Here is a 24,439-nt window from a genome sequence, read left to right on the forward strand (position 1 = left end):
AGTGTGATACTTCCCCCTGCACTTTAATTTGAGTATTGCCCATGTTGTCCATCACACCTCAACAGGATAGCGACCTGCAGGATATCGAGACACTTCTTGACGAATGTTTTGGTAATGATCGTCAGGTCAAGACTGTCTACAAGCTGCGGCAGGATGTTGCGAGCATCCGCGAACTGGGGTTTGTGATCCGTGAAGAGGGCCAGCTGAAGGCCAGCCTGCAATTCTGGCCGGTGATGATCCGTTCGCACAATGGACGCAAATGGCCGGCCCTGTTGCTGGGTCCCATTGCGGTCAAGGCCAGCAAGCAGGGACAGGGATATGGCATCGCCCTGATGGAATATGCCCTGGAACGGGCGCACGAACTGGGGCATGAACGGGTAATTCTGGTGGGGGACGAGCCCTATTACAGGCGTGTCGGTTTTTCCCGGGACCTGGCGGTGGATCTGCTTCTTCCGGGGCCGGTGAATTACAAAAGGGTGCTGGCCCGGGAACTGGTGCCCGGCGCCATGAAGGATGTGGCCGGGGTAATCCAGTCGGCAAAATAACTTCCTGTGATACTTTCAATTACATGGATCAAATTCTATATTGATGAAAGTCAACGGGATGAGTGATCCATGTCAGAACATTCTAATGAAACTAATATTTCCGGTTTTCGGCCGGATCTTTTTGCACAGGAAGCCCGCAAGGCAGCCGGAGGGAAAGGGCTGCCTCCGGTCCATAAATGGAATCCCGAATTTTGCGGTGACATCGATATGGAAATTCGCCGCGACGGCAGCTGGTATTATATGGGCACGCCTATTGCCCGTCCGGCCATGGTCAAGCTCTTCTCTACCATTTTACGTCATGATGAGGACGGTAAATATTATTTAGTGACTCCGGTCGAGAAAGTCGGCATCCGGGTTGAAGATCGTCCTTTTGTTGCTGTGGAGCTTCAGAAGGAAGGTGAGGGGGAAGAGCAGATTCTGCATTTCCGAACCAATCTTGATGACTATGTTACCGCCGATGCCGATCATCCCCTCCGGGTAGAGACGGATCCTGAAACGGGAGAACCTTCTCCCTATCTTCTGGTGCGGGACCGGCTGGAAGCCCTGATCAGCAGACCGGTATATTACGAACTGGCGGATATGGCGCTGGAGCGTGACGGCGCCTTCGGGGTCTGGAGCGCAGGTCAGTTCTTTATTCTCGGAGCCGGTGAATGAAAGACAAGATACGCACCATTGTCGAATTGCATGATCCCGGTTGCTGGCGCGCCATGAGGCCGGCGGACAAGAGGGCCTGGAGCCGGCCGCCCGGGGCAGATCAGGATAATTACCGACCCGACAACTTCATGCCGCGTAGCGACCTTCCCTTGAAGCCTGCGGCGGTGCTTGTGCCTTTGGTGGATCGGCCCCAGGGCCTGACGGTCCTGCTGACCAAACGATCCGCGGAGCTTAAAACACATTCCGGCCAGGTTGCATTTCCCGGCGGCAAATGTGACGAGGGTGATGAAAACGCCATTGCCACGGCGCTCAGGGAAGCACGAGAGGAAATTGGCCTTCCGATAGACAAGGTCGATGTTGTCGGCGCACTGGAGGATTACGAGACAGTGACCGGTTTTACAGTTTCCCCGGTGGTTGGTTTTGTGAAGCCGGATTTTGAACTTGTGATTGATCCGTCGGAAGTGGAAGAGGCCTTCGAGGTGTCGCTTGATTTCATTCTGGATGAGACCAACCATCAGCTTGAGAGCCGCTTATGGAAAGGCCAGACCCGGCACTTTTATGTCTTTCCCCATCCCGATCACTATATCTGGGGGGCGACGGCAGCCATGCTGGTACGTTTCAGCCGCCTGATCCGGGAGATGTCCTGATGCAGCCGCTGAAAAAACTGGAGCGGGCGAAGGTGGCCTGGCTTGACCGGCCTGGCCTGAAGAAGTTACTCGAGGTGCTTAATGCGGGCGACGGCGCGGCGCGGCTGGTAGGGGGCTGTGTGCGTGACAGCCTGATGGACCGTCCCATTGGCGATATTGATGTCGCCTGTTCCCTGCACCCGGAAGAAACCATGAAGAGGCTGGAGGCGGCCGGGATCAAGGTGATCCCCACCGGTCTGAAGCATGGTACCGTGACGGCGGTCTCAAAGGGAGAAGTGATCGAGGTGACGGCTCTTCGCCGTGATGTGGAAACCTACGGTCGCCATGCGGATGTGGCCTTTACCGACGACTGGCTGGAGGATGCAAAAAGGCGGGACCTGACGGTGAATGCCTTTTATCTTGATGGAGATGGCACACTTTATGACCCCTGCAATGGCTGGCCGGATATCGAGGCCCGTCATGTGCGTTTCATCGGCGATGCGGTGCAACGCATTCGGGAGGATGCGCTCCGGATTTTGCGCTTTTTCCGTTTTGCCGCGCAATTTGACGAGGCGACCCTGGACGAAGAGGGCCTTACGGCCTGTATTGCCGAAAAAGACCTGATCTCCGGTCTTTCCGGTGAACGGCTCGCTCAGGAAATGCGCAAGTTACTATCGTATCCCGCTGCCGAACGCATTGTGCCGGTCATGTCTGACTGCCGCATTCTCGACATGGTGCTGCCTGACAATGCAGGAATTGATACGTTCCTTGACTATATTCGGCGGGAAAAGCAGCTTGGCCTCTGCTCGGTGACGGCGCGGCTTGCCACGCTATTGCCGCGGGACGAGGAACGAAGCCGGAAGATGGCCCGCCATCTGCGCCTTTCCGGCAAGGAGACCGCAGAACTGGCCTGTCTGGCCCGGGAGTATCCGGAACTGGAAGGGGAACTGACTGAAAGGGACCTGCGCAGGCTTGTGTATCACCTTGGACGGGCCGTTGTTCAGTTTCATCTGGTTGGCCATGGTACGGTGGAGCAGGTTGCATATGTGAGGCATTATTCAATCCCGGTATTTCCCCTGCAGGGCAGGGATCTTCTCAAAAACGGGGAGGAGCCGGGACCGGAGCTCGGGCAAAGATTAAAAAAACTGGAACAGTTTTGGGAAGAAAGTGATTATACTATGGGCAGGGAAGAACTTCTCAAAATAGAGTAACAGGCCAATTTGGAATAAAGGAGTAGGCCAATGGAGATTAACGTTCTTAGGGGAGATATCACCACACTGGAGATGGACGCTATTGTCAATGCCGCCAATAACCGGCTGACACCGGGTGGTGGTGTTTGCGGGGCCATTTTTCAGGCGGCCGGGCCGGAACTGGTGGATGCCTGTCAGGCTATAGGTCACTGTAATACCGGTGAGGCTGTGATAACGAAAGGCTTCAAACTGCCTGCGAAACATATTGTCCATACTGTGGGGCCGGTCTGGTGCGGCGGTGGGGAAGACGAAGAGGAGAAGCTCGCCTCCTGCTACCGAAGCTGTCTTGAACTGGCGACAAAAAAGAAACTTTCCCGCCTTGCCTTTCCGGCAATATCAACCGGCATTTACGGTTTTCCTGCCGAGCGGGCGGTAAAGATTGCAATAGAAACAGTGAAAACATGGGCCGAGGAAAATTCCAGCAGCCTGAAGCAGGTCATATTCTGTTGCTTTGACGGGGATACGGAACGGTTCTACAGGGCAAACCTGCAGCTCTAGGCTCCCGGAAGGCAAGGGTGCGCAAGGGGATGCCGGAAGTTATAGATAAAAAAATCCGGCTAACTGTTTATTTTATAATATTTAATTCGATTATCGGGATGTTTCACGAGCCGCCGTCGGGGGCCTGCAGGAACTCGTCGATGGCCTTCAGGGTATCCGGGTGATCCATGATCACCGTGTGAATGCTGGGGACCAGCAGGAATCTGGTCATGCCTTCCACCTTGGTTTCCTCCACGGTGACGACGCCGTCATTATCTTCCTGCAGGAAGGGGTTGAAACCGCTTTTGCGGGCCCGGCCGCCGGCAATCACCAGAGTAGGGGCCGAGGGCAGGGCAAAGCGGGCGACTTTCCCAGGTTGCACGTCCTGGCCGGACGGTCCGCTGATCGTCCGGAACAGCCACAGGGGATCCAGATAACGGGCGATCCTGGCGCCCTGGTTCGGGGTGCCGATCATGACAAGCTTGCCGATTTTAATTCTCTGCTGCCAGTCGGCGTCCCGGGAAAGCAGTTCGCGGCAGACCAGTCCCCCCAGACTATGTGCAACGAAGGACACAGTTTCGATATCCTCGAGCAGGTTCAGGGTCTGCTCCAACTGATCCGCATGATCTTCCACCGACTGGAAGGTGCTGGGATAATTGACCAGATAACAGTCAAGTCCCTTTTCGGTCAGGAAACGGGCCGGCTTTTTCATGGTATTCTTGTGCCGGGCCAGACCGTGCAAAAGCACTACCAGATGTTTTGAGCGGAATTTCAGGTCATGTTTCACGCGAAAATGCCGGAACTGGCTCAGGCAGTGTTCATAGCTTCCCCAGGCCCTGCGGGCGTCCCGTTCGTCCAGAAGTCGGCAATGACCGGTCCAGATCTGCTGCTGAATGCGCCAGCCTGCATAGAAATACAGGTCTTTCCAGAAGTATTTCCCCCCCGAAGTGGGAAGTCGCAGGTTGGCAGGTTTTTCCGGAATCTGGAATCGCATGGACGGTTATCCCTGTCTCAGGGCCATTTGGCTTCCGGGGGCAGGGACATGAGGATGGCGTCCACATTGCCGCCGGTCTTAAGCCCGAAGGTGGTGCCCCTGTCGTAAACCAGGTTAAATTCCGCATAGTGACCACGATAGACCAGAAGCTTTTCACGCTGTTCTTCGGTCCAGCTTTCATTCATGTGCCGGGCCACAAGCTTCGGATAGATGTCCAGGAACGCGAGCCCTACATCCTGTGTGAAGGCAAAATCATTGACCCAGTCACCGCTGTTAAGCTGGTCATAGAAGATACCGCCTTCACCCCGGGCCCGGTTGCGGTGTTTGATGAAGAAATATTCGTCGCACCATTTCTTGTATTTTTCATAATAGTCCGGACCGTGTTGGTCGCAGGCTTCCTTGAAAGCTGCATGGAAGTCTGCTGTGTCCGTCGGGTCGGGATGGGCGGCATTGAGGTCCGCGCCGCCACCGAACCAGCTTCTTGTGGTAACAATATGCCGGGTGTTCATATGCACCGCCGGCACCAGCGGATTCCGCATATGAGCGACCAGGGAAATACCGCTGGCCCAGAAGCGGGGGTCTTCCTCGGCGCCGGGCATGGATTTTGCAAATTCCGGCGCAAATTCTCCATGCACCGTTGACACATTGACACCCACTTTTTCAAAAACGCGGCCTTTCATCACTGACATGACGCCTGTGCCTTTTTCCGGATCGTCCTCCCGATGCCAGGTGGTGCGCTCGAAACGTCCGGGTTCCCGGTCTGAAAAGGTGCCTGTCAGGTCGTCTTCCAGCTTTTCGAAAGCGGCACAGATGCGATCACGCAGGCCTTCAAACCAGTTTCTTGCTGTTTGTTGTCGTTCATGGGTCAGGGCTTCATCAAGAAGGGCCATTCTTATTCTATCCTGTAGGAAAATTGTTTGTTTGCCGAAGGGCTTCACCCAGCACCATAGCGGCAGAGACCGCCACATTCAACGATCTTGTCTTCGGTGTCATGGGTATGATCAGCCGGTCGTCGGCCAGGTCATGAACCTCGTCCGGCACCCCGGCACTTTCCCGCCCCAGAAGAAGAATGTCATCCGGTTTAAAGGCGCAGTCCGTATAGGGCCTTGCCGCTTTCGTAGAGAGCAGGAGAATTCGACTGGCCTCCGGCTTTGCGGATATGAAGTCGTCCCAGCTTCTATGCCGGATCACAAGACTCTGGTCCAGATAGTCCATGCCTGCCCGCCGGAAGGACTTTTCCCCGAAGGGAAAACCGCAGGGTTCAATAATATGGACGGTGACGCCAAGGCAGGCAGCCATACGGATTATAGTACCAGTATTGGGCGGAATATCCGGCTGATATAGGGCGATTTGTACCATGGTTTCCAAATAGTTTGCTGTTTTCCGCCCAGATATATTCTATCGGGCGGCAGGCTGCAAGCGCCGGGAAGTCTTTGGAAAAACCCCGGGGGCGGTGATATTATTGTAGTAAATAAATTTTTAACACAAAATATCTTGTCTCAAACTTGTGAAAAGTCGTTGCATCTTGTACCTATTCTGAGTAAACCTGTGCTCGCAGAGTTTATTTTGGATGGGTTAGGGTTCGATCGTTTGCAGGGTGGATTGGTTTTCCATTTCCCGTCTATGAAACATTGATTTTATTGAGTTTTAACCTGCGTATACGCATTCGAGGGGTTTTTTAATGGCCACTATAGACCACAATGAGCATGAAGGCGGAGTTACCCGGCGTAACTTCCTCTATGTAGCAAGTGGTGCGGTCAGTGCGACAGGAGCTGCCTTGGCAGCCTGGCCACTGATTGACCAGATGAATCCGGCAGCCGACGTGCTGGCCCTTGCTTCCACAGAAGTTGACCTGTCCGCAATTCCCGAAGGACAGACCATGAAAGTTCTCTGGCGCGGTAAACCGGTCTTTATCCGGCATCGTACCGCTGACGAGATTGCCGAGGCGCGCGCCGATGACAATGCCGATCTGCGCGATCCCGAGACCGATGAGGCCCGGGTCCAGAAGGCGGAATGGCTGATCATGGTTGGTGTTTGTACCCACCTCGGCTGTGTGCCGCTGGATCAGGCCGGTGAATTCGATGGCTGGTTCTGCCCTTGTCACGGCTCTCACTATGACATTTCCGGTCGTATCCGCAAGGGGCCTGCGCCTCTGAACCTGCCGGTCCCGGAATATGTTTTCCTCAACGATACAACCGTGAAAATCGGCTAGGGAGGGGTAAATGGCCTATAAAGAAGATTATAACCCCACAAATCCCGGGGTAAAGTGGTTCAACGATCGGCTCCCGATCCTGAACACTGTTTATCGCTATGTTGGTGGCGGCTGTTATGAGCCGCGCAACCTGAACTACTGGTGGAACTTCGGTTCCCTGGCCGGCTTCATGCTGGTGGTGCAGATCATTACAGGTATCGTTCTGGTGATGCACTATACACCGCATGTGGATCTGGCATTCCGCAGCGTCGAACATATCATGCGTGATGTGAATTATGGCTGGCTGATCCGCTATATTCACGCCAACGGCGCCTCCATGTTCTTCATTGTGGTCTACATCCACATCCTGAGAGGGATGTATTACGGGTCCTACAAGTCACCACGCGAAGTGTTGTGGTTCCTCGGCATCATCATTTACCTGCTGATGATGGCTACCGGTTTTATGGGCTATGTGCTGCCCTGGGGTCAGATGAGCTTCTGGGGGGCAACGGTTATTACCAACCTGTTCAGCGCCTTTGATTTCATCCCCGTGATCGGTGATGACATTGTAAACTTCCTCTGGGGTGGTTTCTCTGTTGACCAGCCGACGCTCAACCGCTTCTTCAGCTTGCACTATCTGCTGCCGTTTGTGATTGCCGGTGTTGTAATCCTGCATATCTGGGCGCTGCATATTCCGGGTTCCAACAACCCGCTGGGTATTGAAGTTCAGGGTCCCCAGGACCGTATTCCCTTCTATCCCTATTATGTGGTGAAAGACGGCGTCGGAATGGGCCTGTTCATCATCTTCTTTGCTGCCTTTGTCTTCTATATGCCGAATATCCTCGGCCATCCGGACAACTACATCAAGGCGGACCCGATGGTGACACCTGCTCATATCGTGCCCGAATGGTATTACCTGCCGTTCTATGCGATCCTGCGCGCCATTCCGGACAAGCTTCTGGGTGTTGTGGCCATGTTTGCCTCCATCCTGATCCTGTTTGCCCTGCCGTGGCTTGACGGGTCAAAGGTTCGGTCCGCGACATTCCGTCCGGTAACGAAGTTCCTGTTCTGGCTCTTTGTGGTAAACGGTCTGTTCCTGGGTTATCTGGGCGCCAAGAACCCCGACGACGTGCTGCTGCACGTAGGGGACAGTGGTGTTACCGCCCTGATCTTCGCACAGGTTTCAACGGCCTATTACTTCGCTTATTTCCTGGTGCTGATCCCGTTTGTCAGCCGTACGGAAACAACCAAGCCCCTGCCGACAAGCATTGCGCAGGCTGTACTCGACAAAAAGAAAGGCTAAGGGATATGTTGAAGTCTATTAAAACTATCAGCCTTGCTGTTGTTGCGGTCTCTGCCATGACGCTTGGCGCGGGTGTTGCCAATGCCGCCGGTGGTGGTGAAGTTCATATCGAAAAGCACGAATGGCCCCATGCCGGTCCGTTCGGCAAATATGACAAGGCAGCCCTGCAGCGCGGCTTCCAGGTCTACCGGGAAGTTTGTTCTGCCTGCCATTCCCTGGAAATGGTGGCTTTCCGCGAACTGGATGCTCTTGGGTATAACGAAGACGAGATCAAGGCCTTTGCCAAGGAATATGATGTCGTTGACGGTCCAAACGATGACGGTGAGATGTTCACTCGTCCGGGGCGTCCTTCCGATTATTTCCCGTCTCCGTTCGCCAATGACAAGGAAGCCCGTGCGGCAAATGGCGGCGCTTATCCGCCGGACTTTTCCGTACTGGCCAAAAGCCGTGAGCATCTGTCCCTGTTTACGCCCTGGAACAGCATCTATGGCGAGGATTATATCGTCGCTCTGCTTATGGGGTATAAAGAGGCGCCGGAAGGCTTCACAGTCATGGACGGCCTGAACTATAACACCGTATTTGACGGCAACCAGATTGCCATGGCGCCGCCGCTGTCTGACGAGCAGGTGGAATATGCCGACGGCACTCCGGCGACGGTAGAACAGATGTCCATGGATGTGGCGACTTTCATGTACTGGGCGTCCGAGCCCAAAATGGAAGAGCGCAAGTCTCTCGGCTTGAGGGTGATGGGCTTCATGATTGTGCTGACCATCCTGCTTTATTTCGCCAACAAGTCTGTCTGGGCCAAACTGGACGATGAAGACGGCCGGAGCTAACGCTTCCGCATAGATATTTGCAAGAAAAGGGCTGCCCTCGGGCGGCCCTTTTTGTATGCTGTCGAAAGAAACTATCCTGAGGACACAAGAATGAAAAAAACAAGGCTCGGTATTATTGGCGGCAGCGGTCTTTATGATCTGGAAGGACTTGAGGATATGCGCTGGATCAGGGTGGAAAGCCCCTTCGGCGAGGCATCGGACGAACTGCTGTTCGGGACCCTGGAAGGCCAGGAGCTGGTCTTTCTGCCCCGGCACGGGCGCGGACATAAATATAGTCCGACAGACATCAATTACCGGGCCAATATAGACGTCCTCAAAAGGGCAGGGGTGACGGACATCCTGTCTATCAGCGCCGTGGGCTCCTTCCGGGAGGATCTGAAACCCGGTGACCTGGTAATTGTCGACCAATATATCGACCGTACCTTTGCCCGACAAAAGAGCTTCTTCGGTGAGGGATTTGTCGCCCATGTTTCGCTGGCCCATCCCACCTGCGAGACCCTGTCCGATATCGTAGAGCAGGCCCTGAAAAATGCAGGGGTGGATTATCACCGGTGCGGCACCTATCTGGCCATGGAAGGACCGCAGTTTTCCACCATTGCCGAATCTCATATGTATCGTGCCTGGGGCTGTGATGTGATCGGCATGAGCAACATGCCGGAGGCCAAACTGGCCCGGGAGGCGGAGATGTGTTACTGCCCGGTGGTCATGGTCACCGATTATGACAGCTGGCATCCGGCCCACGGCACAGTGGATATCAAGGAAATCCTCTCGGTCCTCAGGGCCAATGTGGACAAAGGCAAGCAGCTGGTGAAGGCGGTGGCGCCGCTTTTGGCGGGCATGGCCGATCGACATCCCTGTGCCAGGGGCTGTGACCATGCCCTGGACATGGCGGTGATGACGTCGCCTGAACAGCGTGATCCGATGCTTCTGGCGAAACTGTCGGCCGTTACGGCCCGGCTGTTTCAGGAGGAGGCGAAATGAGCTGGATCAGGGACCATATCCGCACCATCCCCGACCACCCCATTCCCGGCATTCAGTTCCGGGATGTCACGACCCTGTTTCAGAACGGAGAAGCCCTGCAGCGGGTGATCCATGAAATGGCAGACCATTGCCGGGACAAGGGAATTACCCGTATCGCCGGTATCGAGGCGAGGGGCTTTATTCTCGGCGGGGCCCTGGCTCATCAACTGGGGGTGGGCTTTGTGCCGGTACGCAAGGCCGGAAAACTGCCCTGGAAGACCATTAGCCGGGATTATAACCTGGAATATGGCACCGACACCCTTGAGGTCCATATAGACGCTGTGGAAGCCGGGGACCGGGTAATGATTGTGGATGATCTGATTGCCACGGGCGGTACGGCTGTGGCGGCACTGGAACTGCTACGGGATGTGAAAGCCGAAGTTGTCGGCAGTCTGTTTGTTATTGATCTTCCCGGTCTTGGCGGTGCGGACAGGTTGCGGGCGGAGGGCTGCCCCGCACATTGCCTTGTATCATATGAAGGAGAGTGATGAATGTCAGGCCAGTTCAAAGATCATTTTTCCACCCAGTCCGGCAGCTATGGAAAATACCGTCCGGAATATCCTGAGGAGCTTTTTAAATGGCTGTCTTCTCTTGGTCCCGCACATGACCTTGCCTGGGACTGTGCTTGCGGAACCGGACAGGCGAGCCGGGGACTAGCGCGTTATTTTGACCGGGTGATGGCCACTGACGGCAGTGCGCAACAGATCGCCAATGCCGAAGGGCCGGGTAATGTAACCTTTAAAGCATCCCTTGCGGATCAATGTCCACTTGAGGATCATAGTGCCGATCTGGTGACGGTTGCCCAAGCCTTGCACTGGTTTGATCTGGAGGCCTTTTACCGGGAGGTCCGGCGGGTGGTGAAACCCGGCGGGCATATTGTGGTCTGGAGTTATGCCGTGACTTCAGTTGCGCCGGAAATCGATGAGGCGATCGAAGAATTATACAATGGCATTATCGGTCCTTACTGGCCAACTGAACGGGCTCATGTGGAGCAGGGCTACAGCGGGCTTGGTTTTCCTTTCGAGCCGGTGGAGGTGCCGCCACTCGCCATGTCGGTGAACTGGACCTTTAACCAGCTTATGGGCTATTTCAGTTCCTGGTCGGCAGTGGCCAGATACAAGGATGCCAGGGGTCATGATCCACTGCCACTGGTCAGGGATCGTCTGTTGTCAGCATGGGGAAACCCGGAGCAGGGCCGCAAGGTTTCCTGGCCATTGAAAATCAGGGGAGGGCGGGTCGGTGAGGCTTAATTCAGGCCTTCCTTCTGCATTTTTTCAGCGGCTTCCCGGTTCAAAAACATAGCTATGGTGATCAGGCTTAGAACCACTTCATCCTTTTGGTTCATTACTTCGACCCGGGTTCTGACAGTGCCCAGATAGGGGCGGCTTTTCGACGGAATGACCTCCAGGACTTCGGTCTTGCAGCGAAGCCTGTCGCCGGCAAACACCGGTTTTTTCCAGCGCAATTCGTCAACGCCGGGGGCGCCTGCACCGGCGGAATTATTGAGAAAATGGTCGCAGAACATGCGCATCATGACCGAACAGGTCATCCAGCCGCTGGCGATGAGGGCCCCGAAGTGCATCTTCTTCGCATATTCCTCATCTGTGTGGAAAAGCTGCGGGTCGTATTTGGTGGCGAAATCAATGATCTCTTCTTTTGTAATCAGATAATCACCGAATTCGTCAGTCTGGCCGACTTTGAAATCCTCTAGTGTGAACAGGCTCATAACTGTCAATCCTTCCCTCGGGCTGTGGCTCCGGGAAACTAGCAGGTGTTTATAAAGGAATCAATATTGGCAGGTTACATAATTGACTTGTAAATTGTCAGTAACACAAACTAGTATGTGAAAACAATTAACTTGTATATTGTTCTTATAATAATAAAGTGACCGCAGAATAAACTCAGGGGCAGGACTTCAGATGACAAATACCAGGGATGCTCGAAAATTGTCGCTTTTGCTGGCAGTTCTGGTGGCGCTTTCACCGATGGCCACGGACGCCTACCTTCCGGCTATTCCCACAATGGCAGAATTTTTCGGCGTGAAGGTCAGCTACATGGAGACCTCAATCAGTATATATATACTGGGGCTGGGTGTTGGCCTGCTGCTTGGCGGTCCGCTTTCCGACCATTTCGGGCGCCGCCGCCTGAGCCGGATTGGTATTTTTGTCTTTCTTATCTGCTGCATCGGCATCATTTTTGCGCCTTCCGTTCCGGCCATTCTGGGACTGAGGTTCTTCCAGGCGATTGGCGGCGGTTTTGTCACGGTTATCGGCCCCGCCATTGTCAGGGACCGTTTCGATGGCAAGGAGGCGGCCAGGGTTTTTGCACTTGTAGGGCTGATCATGGGGATCGCGCCGCTGGTGGCGCCGTCTCTCGGTTCCGTCATCCTTGCTTTTCTGGGCTGGCAATGGATTTTCGTTTTTATTGCCGTTTACGCCTTGATGTTGCTGCTGGTGATCATGCCCAGGCTTCCGGAACGCCGGCATAAACCGGAAGAGAAACTGACTGTTGGCGGCGTAATCAGGGATTATATCCATATTTTCCGTCACCGCCGGGCGCTGGGCTATATTCTGGCCCAGGCTTTCTGTGTGGCGGTCATGTTCACATTCCTGACCGGCTCCTCTTTCATGTATATCACCTATTTTGAGGTGTCCGAGTCCATGTTCCCTGTATACTTCGGGGCCAACATGGTCATGGCAATGGTGTTCAACCGGCTCAATCCGCTTCTTCTCAATTTCCTGACGCCACACCAGATCATGGGCATCGGGCTCGGCATTGCCAGCACCATGATGGTCCTGTTCGTGATTTTCAACCTAACCGGCAATGCGCGCCTTGAACTTGTGTTTCCGCTGATGATAGTCGGAATCGGGACGATGGGACTGGTCGGCCCCAACGGGATGAGCTGTTTCATGGCCTTTTTCCCGGAAAAAAGTGGCACCGCCAGCGGTGTACTTGGCACCATGCAGTATTTTGTTGGCGGCGCCCTCGGGTCTCTGGGAGGCCTGGTCAATGACGGCACACTTCTGCCCATGTCCCTGGTCATGGCCACGGGGGCAGTGGTTTCCGTTGTTTCCTATCTGGTTTTGGCCGGGGGACCGTTCCATGAACCGCCGGTCATTCGCCGTAGCGGGGAGCAAGGATAACAGGCTGGAGACAGTTCCGGTTCAGGTGTTGAACCGGAAATGCATCACATCGCCGTCCTGAACAATATATTCCTTGCCCTCCAGACGCATTTTACCGGCTTCCTTGGCGCCGTTTTCACCATTGCAGGCGATATAGTCGTCATAGGCTATGGTTTCCGCCCGGATGAAGCCATGTTCAAAATCCGTATGAATAACCCCGGCGGCTTGCGGCGCTTTTGTATTCCGGGTGACGGTCCAGGCCCGGGCCTCTTTTGGTCCGACGGTAAAATAAGTGATGAGCTTTAGAAGATCATAGCCGGCGCGGATCACCCGGCCAAGACCGGTCTCGCCGAGGCCGAGTTCTTCAAGGAAGGCTTTCTGTTCTTCCTGATCTTCCAGCTGTGCGATTTCTTCCTCGATGGCGGCGCAGATATTCACTGTTCCAGCGCCTTCAGCGGCGGCCATTTCTTCCACCTGACGGGTCAGCTCATTGCCATCGGCCGCATCTTCTTCGTTGACATTACAGACATAAAGGACAGGCTTCGTTGTCAATAACTGAAGTTCGGTGAGAATTTTTTCCTCGTCTTCGTCTTTTACTTCAGTTTTGCGGGCCGGCAGGCCTTCCTGAAGAACGGCGAGGGCGCGTTCCAGTATAACCATGATCGCTTTGGCTTCTTTATCCTGTCCGCGAAGCCGTCGTACAAGGCCATCTTTCCGTTTCTCGAGGCTTTCCATGTCGGCCAGCATCAGTTCGGTCTCGATGGTTTCCTTGTCGGCGATGGGGTCAACCTTGCCGTCCACATGGGTAATGTCGTCATCTTCAAAACAACGCAGCACATGGATGATGGCGTCGACTTCGCGAATATTGGCCAGGAACTGGTTGCCCAGGCCTTCTCCCTTTGAGGCGCCGCGCACCAGCCCGGCGATATCCACAAAGCTGAGCTGGGTGGGGATGATTTCCTTTGATCCGGCGATTTCGGCCAGTTTGGCAAGCCGCGGGTCGGGGACCGGAACCTGGCCCACATTGGGTTCGATGGTGCAGAAGGGATAGTTGGCTGCCGCAGCGGCCGCCGTATTGGTCAGCGCATTGAACAATGTTGACTTGCCCACATTGGGAAGACCCACAATACCGCATTTAAAACCCATGTTCGTATCCTGTTACTGGTTTGTTGTTTGATCGTCTGGTGTATCTTTTTTCGGCGCTTTTTTCGGGGCAGGGGGCTTGAGGATCAGCCCGACGGCATTCAGAAATGCCGCTCCGCCCTCGGCCAGTTTAGGGGCGGCGTCCGCCACCGCATCGAGAAGCGGTTCCAGCCAGTCCCTGTCCTTTTTTGAAAAATCGCCAAGCACATGCCCGGTGACCTGGTCCTTGTCGCCGGGATGACCAATACCCATGCGGATCCGGTGGTAATCCTTGCCGATATGCTGATCGATACTTCTCAGGCCGTTATGGCCGGCATGACCGCCGCCGGTCTTGAACTTGATCTTTCCTGCCGGAATATCCAGTTCGTCATGAAAAACGATGACATCCTCAGGCGACAGCTTGAAATAGCGCATGGCTTCGCCGACGGCCTGTCCGGAAAGATTCATAAATGTCAGGGGTTTCAGAATCAGACATTTTTCTGTGCCCAGGCGTCCTTCGCAGATTTCGGACTGGAAGCGTTCCCGGGGGATGGAAAAATTTTGGCGGCGGGCAATACTGTCCGCCGCCATGAACCCGATGTTATGCCGGTTGTTGTCGTATTTGTCGCCCGGATTGCCGAGCCCGACCAGTAACAACATGGCAGGATCCTGTCTGAAATGAGAGGATTAATCCTCGCTTTCGCCTTCTTCTGCGGCTGCTGCGGCCTCTTCGCCTTCTTCAGCGGCTGCGGCTTCTGCTTCCTCTTCTTCGGCGCTTTTCAGTGCGCTCGGAGCAGCGATCGTGGCGATGGTAAAGTCGCGGTCTTCAATGACCGGCACCACGCCCTTGGGAAGTTTCACGGCGCTGATGTGAACGCTTTCACCCAATTCAAGCTCGGAGATATCGATCTCGATAGCTTCGGGGATGGCATTCGCAGGGCAGCTGAATTCGATCTCGTGACGCACCACGTTCAGAACGCCACCGGCTTTCAGGCCCGGGCACTCTTCTTCATTGAGGAAGTGAACCGGAATATTGATGTTGATGGAAGAGCCCTGTGCCAGACGCAGAAAATCCACATGCATCGGCCAGTCAGTTACCGGGTGGAACTGCACGTCACGGGGCAGAACCATTTCTTTTTTTCCACCTACTTCAATATCGTAACTGGTGTTCAGGAAGCCGCCTGTGTTCAGCTGCTTTACAAGTTCAATGCGGTTGACGGTAACTGTCACCGGATCTTTTTTGTTGCCGTAAATAACGGCGGGAATTTTGTCTTCTCTCCGCAGAGCGCGAGAGGACCCCTTACCCGCTTTTTCGCGCAACTCAGCTTTAATAACTGGGTTTGCCATATTGAATTCTCCTTAAAAATAAAACGCGGCCGGTGGCCTCCAGGGGTGCCACGGTCCGTAAGTCGCCGCTTTTACCCCGTAAAAGGTCAAAAGACAATCACTAATTGGCACTAATTGGGACAAAATGTCATTATTTGACCGGTTCAGCGGCAGTCGGCGGGCCGGACTATATCGGCCCGGATAACATTTCTGCTTGTTAGTTGAACAGAACCGAGACGGAAAGCTCTTCGTGAATGCGCTTGATGGCTTCGGCAAACAGCGGTGCAATGGTGATCTGGCGGATGTTATGGGCATTGCGGACGCTTTCAGTCGCCATAATGCTGTCAGTAGTGACCAGACTGTCCATATCACTGTTGGTCACGCGCTCCACAGCCTTGCCGGAAAGTACGCCATGCGCCACATAGGCGCTGACTGCGGTAGCGCCGTGCGCTTTCAGGGCACCGGCGGCATTGCACAGGGTGCCGGCGGAATCCACAATATCGTCAACCAGAATGCAGTTATAGCCTTCCACATCGCCGATTACGTTCATCACTTCGGAAACTCCGGCCCGTTCCCGCCGTTTGTCGATGATGGCCAGCGGGGCATCCAGGCGATTGGCATAGGCCCGGGCACGAACCACGCCGCCCACGTCCGGGGAGACAATCATCAGTTTTTCAGTATCATATTTTTCCTTGATGTCCTGGATCAGGACGGGAGAGGCAAACAGGTTGTCCGTGGGAATGTCAAAAAAGCCCTGGATCTGCCCGGCATGCAGGTCCATGGTCAGGACCCGGTCGGCACCTGCTGTGGTAATCAGGTTTGCCACCAGCTTGGCGGAGATTGGCGTACGCGGCCCCGGTTTGCGATCCTGGCGGGCATAACCGAAATAAGGGACCACCGCGGTGATGCGCCGTGCAGAAGCCCGGCGCAGGGCATCGATACAGATCAGGAGCTCCATCAGGTTATCGTTGGCCGGGAAATTTGTCGGCTGGATCAGGAATACATCCTCACCCCTCACATTTTCCTGTATTTCGACCCAGATTTCCTCATCGGAAAATCTTTTGATATCCGCCTTTACAAGTTCCATATCAAGACAGGCGGCAATGGCTTCGGAAAGCTGGAGGTTACTGTTTCCTGACAAGAGCTTCATTTTTTGAAATACCTCATTCTGGAATATGACGCGTGACACTGTTTGCCGGTGAATCCCTTATAGCGGCAGTTTGCCGAAAAAGCGACTCCGGTGTTGAAAACGGGCGGACGCTATCAGGGTGTAACCCGGCTGTAAAGGAGAGATATATTTTTTGTGTATTCCCGGCTCTGCGGAGGTCTCTCACGTAAAAGTGAAAAAAATCGGAAAAAGCCCAGTCCCTCGATCTGGCGCTATTTATGGTAAATAAAGTGTTAATTATCAGCGACATAGAAGGGAGTTTTGAATGTACAGGATCATGTGCCGAGAATTTCGCCAATTTCTCACAGTTATTTGAGTGTCGCTGGCCAGCTGTTTCGGCAACCCTTTAAGGGGTGGGAGAATAACATTCTTCTGCTCGTATTGTTTTTGTTTCTTTGTAATGCAATGGAGGATTTGGCAATGACTTTGTACAGGAATAAACTGATCGGAATGATGATGGCTGCAGGGCTACTGGCTTGGGCGTCCCCGGCCAGTGCCACGAAGGTAAATCTCGAGATCACAAATTTATCTCAATCCGACGGGCTCTATTTTACGCCGGTCTGGGTCGGCTTTCATGACGGAAATTTCGATCTGTTTAATAGCGGGGAAACAGCGTCGGCCTCACTGGAGGCCCTTGCAGAAGGAGGGGATACTTCGGGGGTAAGCAGCGATTTTGGCGCATCAGCCAATATCGGGGCTGTGGAGACCACCATTACCTCGCCCGGCGGATTTGCCCCACTGCCGGTATTTGACCCCATGGAAACAGTTTCCACCATGTTTGACCTGGATGCGCTGACCAGCGGCTATCTGACGTTTGCCTCCATGATCATACCTTCCAACGATGGTTTCTTTGGCAATATGGACGCCATTTCCCTGTTTGATTCAGAGGGAAACTTTGTCGGTGTCGAACTGACCATCTTTTCGGATATGATCTGGGATGCGGGAACCGAGGTGAATGACGGTCTTGGAGCGCCTTTCTCCGTGCTTGGTGGCGTTTCAACTGATGAGGGTGGTACCATTCAGCTACATAGCGGTCTGGCCACCCTGGCGGGAACCGAAACGGCAGCCGGAACCATACTTGGCGATTATGTGGGTGATTTCAGCGAGAGGTTCGCCGTCGCAAGAATTACCATATCCCAGGTGCCTGAACCTGCCATGTTGTCCCTGATGGGACTTGGTGTGGCAGGCCTTCTGGGCCTGTCCCGCAGAAGGCGCCAGCTGGCTTGAGATGTCAACTGGCCGGAAAACGGAGTTGCAGAGAGGGGCGGCCGGAAACGGCCGCCCTTTTTCAGCTCAGCATGATCATCGAAATCTGACGGCCGTAGTCGGTCTCTTTCCTGTGCGTGCTGCGCCGGTAGCTGAAGAACTTGTCTTCTTCGGCATAGGTGTCATGGTCCAGGCTGTCGACTTTTCCGATGCCGGCTTTGACCAGTCGGTCCCGGATGTATCCCTGAAGGTCGAACATGAAATGGCCCTGCTTTTCTGCGGCCGCAAACAAATTGTCATTATCGGGGCTCTGCTCGATAAAACGATCCCGGAATTCCGGGCCTACTTCATAGGTTTTCTGCGTGATGCAGGGGCCGATAGCGGCTGAGATATTGTCTGCTTTCGCACCCTGGAACTCCATTTCCCTGAGTGTGTTTTCCAGTACACCGTTGAAAGCCCCCTGCCAGCCGGCGTGTGCGGCGGCAATTACACCGGCAGACTGGTCGGCCAGCAGCACCGGGGCGCAATCCGCCGTCAGTATGGAAATGGCGACGTTTTTTTGTTTTGTGACAATGGCGTCTGCCTTCTTTTTATTGGGCAGAAGCTCCCAGGGGCGTTCCAGCCGGAGTACCTCCGTGCTGTGGACCTGATAAACTCCGCAGAGGGTGGCGTCTGCCGCACCAATGGCCTCGAGGCAGGCCTGCCGGTTGGCCAGTACATCTTCCTGATAATCCCGGGAACCGATGCCGCAATTCAGGCTCTCGTATATGCCGCTGGAACTACCGCCGTTACGGGTAAAAAAACCATGCCGGATGCCTTTGACATCGTTGAGCAGGGGACTGGTAAGAAATTCAGCACTCATCTTAAAATCCTGTGGGTTGAGGGATGCCGGGATCGATCAGGGCCATTACCTTGAACAGGCTGCCCATTTCTTCCGGGGAAATAAGTCGTTTCAGCGCAGACATGACGTCCGCTTTTTGTTTCTCGTCCGCCTTCAGAAGCAGGGACCGGGCACGTTGTTCTATGCCAACGGCGGTCAGGAAATCGCCCTGGGTGACGGGCCCCAGGACCCGGCTGCCGATGGATTCCGCACATTCCTTGAGCCGCTGGAAATTCACATGGGCCGTCAGGTCGGCATCGCCCGGTTTTTCGAATACATTTACATATTCATGTTTCTCCAGAGCCTGGAATGTATCGCCGGTGCTATGGTGATCGTGGCCATAGTCGATGAACAGGGCGACTCCGCCGTGATCTTTCAGATGTTCTGCAAGGTCCCGAACGATATTTTCCGCCGCGCTGCAGATCTCCGAAATCGCGCCTGGTTCCGCCCTTATCAGCGCATCGGGAACAAGGTCCGGTGTCATGACCGGTTCCGGACTAAGCACAAACCGGAGGTCGGTTCCGGAAGTATCCAGCCCCACCAGCCGTTCGTGCCAGCCTTTGTCCCCTTTTTGAAACTGCCGGATCGGCAGGGCGTCAAAAAATTCATTGGCCACCAGAAAAAGGGGGCCGTCCCGGTCGGTTTCCAGAATTTCGCTGAGACGATCATGCCATAGCGGTTCGGTGAAAGGAGCAAGCTTTTCAGTCTGGACCCCGCGCAGGGTGGGGGAGGTTTCCACAAGATGCACGGTAAGGGCATCCTGAAGGCCGGGAACAATTTTCATGGCCCGCAATATGTCCGCCATCAGTGTACCGCGCCCGGGGCCGAGTTCTGCCAGATGCACCCGGGAGGGTGAACCCATGTTTAGCCAGTTCTGCGCCATCCACAACCCGATCATTTCCCCGAACATCTGGCTGACTTCCGGCGCGGTAATAAAATCTCCGGATGCACCGAAGGGATCCTGTTTCATGTAATAACCATGTTCCGGATTTCCGAGTGCTTCAGCCATGTAAAGCGAAAGCGGAATCGGACCCTGCAGGTCGATCAGTTTGATCAGATGCTGTTTCAGTTCATTCATAATACAGGTCCCTGAACTCTAGGGGATCAGCTTTTTCTTTGGCCGCAATATCAGGTAAAGCCCCACAAGCACCATCGGTATGGACAACAGTTGCCCCATAGTCAGGAAATCAGTGCCCCACAAAAAGTTCAGATGGCTGTCCGGTTGCCTGAAGTTTTCAACGATGGTTCTGCTAGCAGCATACCCGATCAGGAAGGCGCCTGCAATCAGGCCCGGTTTTTGTCGTGCTTTGGTGAAATAATAAAGGAGGGATAAAAGCAGAAACAGGACAACGCCTTCCAGCGCAGCTTCATAGAGCTGGCTCGGGTGGCGGGGCAGGGGGCCACCGTTTGGAAAGACCATGCCGATGGGGGCATCAGTCACCCGGCCGAAAAGTTCCCCGTTGATAAAATTGGCGATCCGGCCCAGAAACAGGCCGATGGGGGCGACACAGGCGACAAGATCTGCAAACCTGAGAAAGGGAACCTTTGACTTGTAACAGAAATACCAGGTGCCCAGCGCCACGCCTATGAACCCCCCGTGAAAGGACATGCCGCCATCCCACAGGGCGAGTATTTTGTCCGGATTGGCCAGGTAATAGTTCAGGTTATAGAACAGGACATAGCCAAGCCGCCCGCCGAGGATGGTGCCGAGCATGGCCCAAAAGGCGAAATCCGCCACATGTTGCCTGTTGCAGGGGGCGCCTTTTACCTTGATCAGCTTCAGCATATAGCCCCATCCCAAAATCCATCCGGCCAGATAGGCGAGGCTGTACCAGCGAATCGTCAGGGGACCGATTTCCAGCAGAACGGGATCAATATCGGGATAGGCAAGCGCGGAAGAAAAGAGAAATTCAATCATAAAAATATGCCGGACATCGCTGTTTTACAGTCATTTGCCAATTATCATGACGCTCTTTGGGGGGAAGTCAAGCAATCCGATCTGGAATCTTCTTGGCAAGACACCGGGGATTGTTCATATTGAAGAGAACGAATTTGAACAGACAGGAAACCGATCCGGTGCAGACTGACAATAAATTTTTTGATGATCTGGCAAGGCTTGGGCAGAGTGCCGCAGGAACCCTGCACGGCATGAAGCAGGAAGTAGAGAATCTGGTCAGGCAGCGGCTTGAAACCGTCCTGATGGATATGGAGCTTGTGACCCGGGAGGAATTTGAAGTGGTCAGGGAGCTTGCTGCGGAGGCCCGCCGCCAGAATGAAGAGCTTGCCGGGAAAGTCGGCGAACTCGAAGCGAAAATCGCCAAGCTTGAGAAAAAGAAATGACGACCCTTGTATTTGACGAGCTCGGGGAGAGCGGTGGAAATCCACTTGATATCCTTGAGATGATCATCAGTCAGAATGAATGGCCCTACGAGCGTGCCGGTGACGAGGAAATCACCGTGGCCGTGACCGGGGAATGGTGTGATTTTCATATCCGCTTTTTCTGGCTGAAAGAGGAAAATATGCTGCAGTCTGCCGGCATGCTGGACATGCGTGTGCCGGACGGTAAACGCGCTGCCATGCTTGAGGTGATGAACCTGGTCAATGAGCGGCTGGTGCTTGGTCATTTCAGCATCTGGACCGAAGACAACACGGTGATGTTCCGCACCACGCAAATGCTGTCCGACAGCCTGCAGGATACAGTCCATATTTGCGAGCAGATCACCCAGGTGATCCTCGGAGAATGCAACCGATATTATCCGGTATTCCAGTTTGTACTCTGGGCGGGCAAAACGCCAAAAGAAGCGCTGGAAGCCGCCCTGCTTGATACCGTTGGCCAGGCCTGACCCGCGACGGAGTTTCCAATGACCGGTTTATCTCAAATTTCTTCTGACCAACCTCTTGTGCTTGTGGGGTGCGGTAAAATGGGCGGTGCCATGTTGCAGGGCTGGCTTGGGCAAGGGCTTGCCGGAGACGCCGTCTGGGTCATTGATCCCCATATCGAACCCGCCCGGAACATGGTGCCGGAGCTTGATTCCTGCGCATTTCTTGAAACTGTGGCAGACCTTCCAGAAGGGATTAGACCTTCTTTTGTTGTGCTGGCAGTAAAGCCCCAGATGATGGAAGACGCTGTGAGCCAGTTGTTGGACGTTGATCTTTCATCGTCCTTAATTCTGTCTATCGCAGCGGGAAAAACCCTGTCCTGGTTCGAAACAAGGCTGGGCGCTGACAAGGCCTTCGTGCGGGCCATGCCCAACACACCGGCGGCGATCGGTATGGGCATTACGGTGGGATGCGCCAATTCCCGTGTTGCCAGTGACCAGAAGGAGACCTGCCAGGCCCTCCTGTCAGCGGTAGGCGATGTGGACTGGGTGGAAAAGGAAGGGCTGATCGACGCCGTGACGGCAGTATCCGGCAGTGGTCCGGCTTACGTGTTCCATCTGGTGGAAAGTATGGCTTCGGCCGGAGAGAAAGTGGGTCTTGATGCTGATCTGGCTATGAAACTTGCTCTGCGGACAGTGATCGGCGCCAGCGCATTGTTGGAGCGATCCGGCGAAAGTGCGAGCCAGCTTCGTATCAATGTCACAAGCCCTAATGGGACGACCCAGGCGGCCTTGGACGTGCTGATGACGGAGGACGGGCTTGGCAAGCTGATGACAAAGGCAATCCGGGCCGCCTATGAAAGATCCCGGGAGCTTGCGGACTAGGCTTGTCTGTGTGTCATAGCCAGTGACAATCCAACGACAAAGTAAAAAATCGTAAACGGGTGATAGAGTGTGCTGTCAACAAAGGCATGCACAAACAACATCAATGCGAGAGCGAATCCGGCCAGTGACACTGGCGGCATATCTTTGACTTTTCTCAAGCTGAGTGCTGAACTCAGCAGCGGTGTCACAATAAAGCCCAGAAAGACGATCCCACCAATAACCCCCCAGGCAAGAAGGGCTTGCAAAACGATATTATGGGGGTGAATAACGAAACCATCGCCAAATTCCACCAGATATACTGTCTGATTGGGGCCGAAACCGGTCCATGGCGCCTCTATGATGTGCTCTGTTGTCTCTTTCCAGATTGTCAGACGGCTTGCGCTTAGCTGGTTTATGGACTGGCTGTCGATAGTATCGTCATATAACCGGAAAATGCCGTATGAATCGTTTGGGGCCGGAAGTAAAATCGACAAAAAGGCCCCTGTAAATATGGCGAACAGATTAAGCCTGATCCAGCTTTTTTTTGACCTCCAGGTAAATATGGCTGTGCAAATTGCCAGAGTTGAAAAGGTAGCAAGAATGGATCCCCTGCCTCCGCTCCAGAACAGGATTGTCCAACATGCCGAGAGCAGGACAGGGAATATGTATAAATACCTGCCGTCTTTGATCTCCATGCAGGGGCGAGCGAAAGCCAGCAGCATAATCACGATCGCCATTGTAAAACTGAGATGCCGCACATTGCTGAATGCAGGAAGGTCGGTGCTCCAGTTGAAAGCCTCGCTGTTTGCTGAAATAAGAAATGTCGCGACAAAGAAGAAGGGCAGAAACAGGAGTATTCCGATAATCGCCGTTGCCGATATATAACTTCGGTCCGTCGGGGATGTTTTCCTGAATATATCAATTAATGAAAGTGCAAAAAAGAAATGAATTAGAAATTCTGCATTTTTGATTACGGCCTTTCCGACATTTATTGACTGCTCCAGTCCGACTGCTGCGGCCACCAGCCAGATGAAAAAAAAAGTCCACAAGACCCGAGATTGCCTGAATATTGTCGATTGTTGTTTGAAGCCTATGGCCATGGTCAGGATGATAATCACAAGTTCAATATATAGGGGATAGTTGTGATAAAACCTGGAGTCGGTGAGGAGGCCGGAATTGGGATGGATAATCAGCCTGAAGACGGGCATGAGCAACAGAGACAGCAACAGGAGTGTTACAGGAATGTTGTTTTCATCCCGAAATTCAGTCAATCGGGTACGCAGGTGGCTATAATTCAAACTGACCGTCATAAGATCTTTCCAGTGACCAGACATCTCGCGCAATCACCATAGCGGAAACAGATTAACCGCTTGTAAAAGACAGTCAGAAGGTTGCTGCTTGCCGGCAGGAGGGGCGGGAATCAGGTCCGGTTCACATGCTCCAGCACATCGGCCCGGTTTTCATCGTTGAGAAGTTCGGTCAGTACCGTCCAGAAGCCTTCCACGGCCTCCGGTCCCGCCTTGCGGCAGGCCTTCAGAAGATGCTCTTTCTGGTGTTCGGCAATCTCTGTGAGCAGCCTTTCCCCTTTGTCCGTCAGGTACAAGAGCCTCTGGCGCCGGTCCACAGGGCCGATTTCCTGGCGTACATAATCTTCGTCCACCAGCATGCTGAGGACCCTGGACAGGGACTGCTTGGTAATATTCAGAAGTTTCAGAAGGTCGGCCACCATCAGTCCCGGGTTGCGGTTGATGAAATGCAGAATGCGGTGGTGGGCCCGGCCCATGCCATGTTGCTGCAACACGTCATCGGGCCAGCTAATGAAATCCCGATAGGCGAAATACAAAAGCTCCATGCCTTTAAGAAAAACATCATCCTCGTCCATGGTGACAGGTGTGTTTTTCTGATCAAATAATATGTCAGTCATGTTGACATATTTTAATTATAATGTTACCCATATCAAGTCTTTTGTGAAATAATTGTTCGTAAAAAGGCCGGTGTGTCCCGTAACAAGAGACACTCGTGATACTAACTAGTTG

Annotated in this window: 29 protein-coding genes; 16 read left to right on the plus strand and 13 right to left on the minus strand. The window is 53.9% G+C overall.

Annotation, left to right across the window (positions count from 1 at the left end):
- The first annotated feature begins 41 nt into the window (after positions 1-41).
- The 5 genes from ACN0YD_RS04200 to ACN0YD_RS04220 all read left to right on the plus strand — a co-directional run bounded on the left by ACN0YD_RS04200 (position 42) and on the right by ACN0YD_RS04220 (position 3,573).
- Positions 42-545, plus strand: coding sequence for a GNAT family N-acetyltransferase (locus tag ACN0YD_RS04200; RefSeq protein ID WP_417317393.1), 504 nt, complete (start codon positions 42-44; stop codon positions 543-545).
- 69 nt (positions 546-614) lie between these two features.
- Entirely contained in the window at positions 615-1,199 is a 585-nt protein-coding gene (locus tag ACN0YD_RS04205; protein ID WP_417317394.1) for a DUF1285 domain-containing protein, read from the plus strand.
- Positions 1,196-1,846: a CoA pyrophosphatase gene (locus ACN0YD_RS04210; protein WP_417317395.1), complete on the plus strand. Its 651-nt coding sequence runs from the start codon at positions 1,196-1,198 to the stop codon at positions 1,844-1,846. The genes ACN0YD_RS04205 and ACN0YD_RS04210 overlap by 4 nt, the downstream gene beginning before the upstream one ends.
- Positions 1,846-3,036, plus strand: a complete 1,191-nt coding sequence (locus tag ACN0YD_RS04215) for a CCA tRNA nucleotidyltransferase (protein ID WP_417317396.1) — start codon at positions 1,846-1,848, stop codon at positions 3,034-3,036. Before ACN0YD_RS04210 ends, ACN0YD_RS04215 begins: the two co-directional genes overlap by 1 nt.
- A gap of 30 nt (positions 3,037-3,066) precedes the next feature.
- Positions 3,067-3,573 (plus strand): O-acetyl-ADP-ribose deacetylase, encoded by a 507-nt coding sequence (locus ACN0YD_RS04220; protein ID WP_417317397.1) that lies wholly within the window; start codon positions 3,067-3,069, stop codon positions 3,571-3,573.
- Positions 3,574-3,676: 103 nt separating this feature from the next.
- Here ACN0YD_RS04220 and ACN0YD_RS04225 read toward each other — a convergent pair whose 3' ends face one another.
- From ACN0YD_RS04225 to ACN0YD_RS04235, 3 genes are read right to left on the minus strand one after another with little or no spacing between them, the layout of a single operon-like run.
- On the minus strand, positions 3,677-4,546 hold the full coding sequence (locus tag ACN0YD_RS04225) for an esterase/lipase family protein (RefSeq protein WP_417317398.1): 870 nt from the start codon (positions 4,544-4,546) through the stop codon (positions 3,677-3,679).
- A gap of 17 nt (positions 4,547-4,563) precedes the next feature.
- Positions 4,564-5,436: an oxygen-dependent coproporphyrinogen oxidase gene (gene hemF / locus ACN0YD_RS04230; RefSeq protein WP_417317399.1), complete on the minus strand. Its 873-nt coding sequence runs from the start codon at positions 5,434-5,436 to the stop codon at positions 4,564-4,566.
- Between the two features lie 7 nt (positions 5,437-5,443).
- Positions 5,444-5,905 (minus strand): tRNA (cytidine(34)-2'-O)-methyltransferase, encoded by a 462-nt coding sequence (locus ACN0YD_RS04235; RefSeq protein ID WP_417317400.1) that lies wholly within the window; start codon positions 5,903-5,905, stop codon positions 5,444-5,446.
- Positions 5,906-6,227: 322 nt separating this feature from the next.
- Here ACN0YD_RS04235 and petA point away from each other — a divergent pair, with 322 nt between their 5' ends.
- From petA to ACN0YD_RS04265, 6 genes are all read left to right on the plus strand, one after another.
- Positions 6,228-6,758: a ubiquinol-cytochrome c reductase iron-sulfur subunit gene (gene petA, locus ACN0YD_RS04240; protein WP_417317401.1), complete on the plus strand. Its 531-nt coding sequence runs from the start codon at positions 6,228-6,230 to the stop codon at positions 6,756-6,758.
- A gap of 10 nt (positions 6,759-6,768) precedes the next feature.
- Entirely contained in the window at positions 6,769-8,040 is a 1,272-nt protein-coding gene (locus ACN0YD_RS04245; protein WP_417317402.1) for a cytochrome b, read from the plus strand.
- A gap of 5 nt (positions 8,041-8,045) precedes the next feature.
- The gene (locus tag ACN0YD_RS04250; RefSeq protein ID WP_417317403.1) at positions 8,046-8,876 is read left to right on the plus strand and encodes a cytochrome c1; all 831 of its coding nucleotides are present in this window, start codon (positions 8,046-8,048) and stop codon (positions 8,874-8,876) included.
- 90 nt (positions 8,877-8,966) lie between these two features.
- Complete coding sequence (locus ACN0YD_RS04255) at positions 8,967-9,857, plus strand: S-methyl-5'-thioadenosine phosphorylase (protein ID WP_417317404.1); 891 nt, start codon at positions 8,967-8,969, stop codon at positions 9,855-9,857.
- The gene (locus ACN0YD_RS04260; RefSeq protein ID WP_417317405.1) at positions 9,854-10,384 is read left to right on the plus strand and encodes an adenine phosphoribosyltransferase; all 531 of its coding nucleotides are present in this window, start codon (positions 9,854-9,856) and stop codon (positions 10,382-10,384) included. The genes ACN0YD_RS04255 and ACN0YD_RS04260 overlap by 4 nt, the downstream gene beginning before the upstream one ends.
- 3 nt (positions 10,385-10,387) lie before the next feature.
- Positions 10,388-11,146 carry a class I SAM-dependent methyltransferase gene (locus ACN0YD_RS04265; RefSeq protein WP_417317406.1) on the plus strand — a complete coding sequence of 253 codons (759 nt, stop codon included), beginning with the start codon at positions 10,388-10,390 and terminating at the stop codon, positions 11,144-11,146.
- On the opposite strand, the gene ACN0YD_RS04270 is transcribed toward ACN0YD_RS04265, so the two are convergent.
- Complete coding sequence (locus tag ACN0YD_RS04270; RefSeq protein ID WP_417317407.1) at positions 11,143-11,622, minus strand: MaoC family dehydratase; 480 nt, start codon at positions 11,620-11,622, stop codon at positions 11,143-11,145. The two genes, ACN0YD_RS04265 and ACN0YD_RS04270, sit on opposite strands and share 4 nt — an antisense overlap.
- A gap of 193 nt (positions 11,623-11,815) precedes the next feature.
- On the opposite strand from ACN0YD_RS04270, the gene ACN0YD_RS04275 reads away from it, so the two are divergent.
- Positions 11,816-13,039, plus strand: coding sequence for a multidrug effflux MFS transporter (locus ACN0YD_RS04275; protein WP_417317408.1), 1,224 nt, complete (start codon positions 11,816-11,818; stop codon positions 13,037-13,039).
- A gap of 21 nt (positions 13,040-13,060) precedes the next feature.
- Here ACN0YD_RS04275 and ychF read toward each other — a convergent pair whose 3' ends face one another.
- The 4 genes from ychF to ACN0YD_RS04295 form a co-directional block, all read right to left on the minus strand.
- On the minus strand, positions 13,061-14,164 hold the full coding sequence (gene ychF / locus ACN0YD_RS04280) for a redox-regulated ATPase YchF (RefSeq protein ID WP_417317409.1): 1,104 nt from the start codon (positions 14,162-14,164) through the stop codon (positions 13,061-13,063).
- 12 nt (positions 14,165-14,176) lie between these two features.
- Complete coding sequence (gene pth, locus ACN0YD_RS04285) at positions 14,177-14,800, minus strand: aminoacyl-tRNA hydrolase (RefSeq protein ID WP_417317410.1); 624 nt, start codon at positions 14,798-14,800, stop codon at positions 14,177-14,179.
- A gap of 27 nt (positions 14,801-14,827) precedes the next feature.
- A complete protein-coding gene (locus ACN0YD_RS04290) occupies positions 14,828-15,487 on the minus strand; it encodes a 50S ribosomal protein L25/general stress protein Ctc (protein ID WP_417317411.1) in 660 nt (219 codons plus the stop codon).
- 196 nt (positions 15,488-15,683) lie between these two features.
- Entirely contained in the window at positions 15,684-16,616 is a 933-nt protein-coding gene (locus tag ACN0YD_RS04295; protein WP_417317412.1) for a ribose-phosphate pyrophosphokinase, read from the minus strand.
- A gap of 468 nt (positions 16,617-17,084) precedes the next feature.
- Here ACN0YD_RS04295 and ACN0YD_RS04300 point away from each other — a divergent pair, with 468 nt between their 5' ends.
- On the plus strand, positions 17,085-17,861 hold the full coding sequence (locus ACN0YD_RS04300; RefSeq protein ID WP_417317413.1) for a spondin domain-containing protein: 777 nt from the start codon (positions 17,085-17,087) through the stop codon (positions 17,859-17,861).
- Between the two features lie 61 nt (positions 17,862-17,922).
- On the opposite strand, the gene pgeF is transcribed toward ACN0YD_RS04300, so the two are convergent.
- From pgeF to lgt, 3 genes are read right to left on the minus strand one after another with little or no spacing between them, the layout of a single operon-like run.
- Positions 17,923-18,702, minus strand: coding sequence for a peptidoglycan editing factor PgeF (gene pgeF, locus ACN0YD_RS04305; protein WP_417317414.1), 780 nt, complete (start codon positions 18,700-18,702; stop codon positions 17,923-17,925).
- A gap of 1 nt (position 18,703) precedes the next feature.
- Positions 18,704-19,798 (minus strand): class I SAM-dependent methyltransferase, encoded by a 1,095-nt coding sequence (locus ACN0YD_RS04310; RefSeq protein ID WP_417317415.1) that lies wholly within the window; start codon positions 19,796-19,798, stop codon positions 18,704-18,706.
- An 18-nt stretch (positions 19,799-19,816) separates the two neighbouring features.
- Positions 19,817-20,638, minus strand: a complete 822-nt coding sequence (lgt, locus tag ACN0YD_RS04315; RefSeq protein ID WP_417317416.1) for a prolipoprotein diacylglyceryl transferase — start codon at positions 20,636-20,638, stop codon at positions 19,817-19,819.
- Positions 20,639-20,772: 134 nt separating this feature from the next.
- Between lgt and ACN0YD_RS04320 the strand changes: the two genes are divergently transcribed.
- Genes ACN0YD_RS04320 through proC form a run of 3 tightly spaced genes read left to right on the plus strand, consistent with a single transcriptional unit; the run spans position 20,773 to position 22,424 of the window.
- Positions 20,773-21,060 carry an accessory factor UbiK family protein gene (locus ACN0YD_RS04320; RefSeq protein WP_417317417.1) on the plus strand — a complete coding sequence of 96 codons (288 nt, stop codon included), beginning with the start codon at positions 20,773-20,775 and terminating at the stop codon, positions 21,058-21,060.
- Positions 21,057-21,563: a YbjN domain-containing protein gene (locus ACN0YD_RS04325; RefSeq protein ID WP_417317418.1), complete on the plus strand. Its 507-nt coding sequence runs from the start codon at positions 21,057-21,059 to the stop codon at positions 21,561-21,563. Before ACN0YD_RS04320 ends, ACN0YD_RS04325 begins: the two co-directional genes overlap by 4 nt.
- A gap of 18 nt (positions 21,564-21,581) precedes the next feature.
- A complete protein-coding gene (proC, locus tag ACN0YD_RS04330) occupies positions 21,582-22,424 on the plus strand; it encodes a pyrroline-5-carboxylate reductase (protein WP_417317419.1) in 843 nt (280 codons plus the stop codon).
- Here the strand turns inward: proC and ACN0YD_RS04335 are convergent.
- A complete protein-coding gene (locus ACN0YD_RS04335) occupies positions 22,421-23,713 on the minus strand; it encodes an O-antigen ligase family protein (protein WP_417317420.1) in 1,293 nt (430 codons plus the stop codon). The two genes, proC and ACN0YD_RS04335, sit on opposite strands and share 4 nt — an antisense overlap.
- Positions 23,714-23,823: 110 nt before the next feature.
- Complete coding sequence (locus tag ACN0YD_RS04340; RefSeq protein WP_417317421.1) at positions 23,824-24,327, minus strand: MarR family winged helix-turn-helix transcriptional regulator; 504 nt, start codon at positions 24,325-24,327, stop codon at positions 23,824-23,826.
- Positions 24,328-24,439: the final 112 nt, after the last annotated feature.

The sequence above is a fragment of the Emcibacter sp. genome (assembly GCF_048269205.1).
Classification (GTDB): domain Bacteria; phylum Pseudomonadota; class Alphaproteobacteria; order Sphingomonadales; family Emcibacteraceae; genus Emcibacter.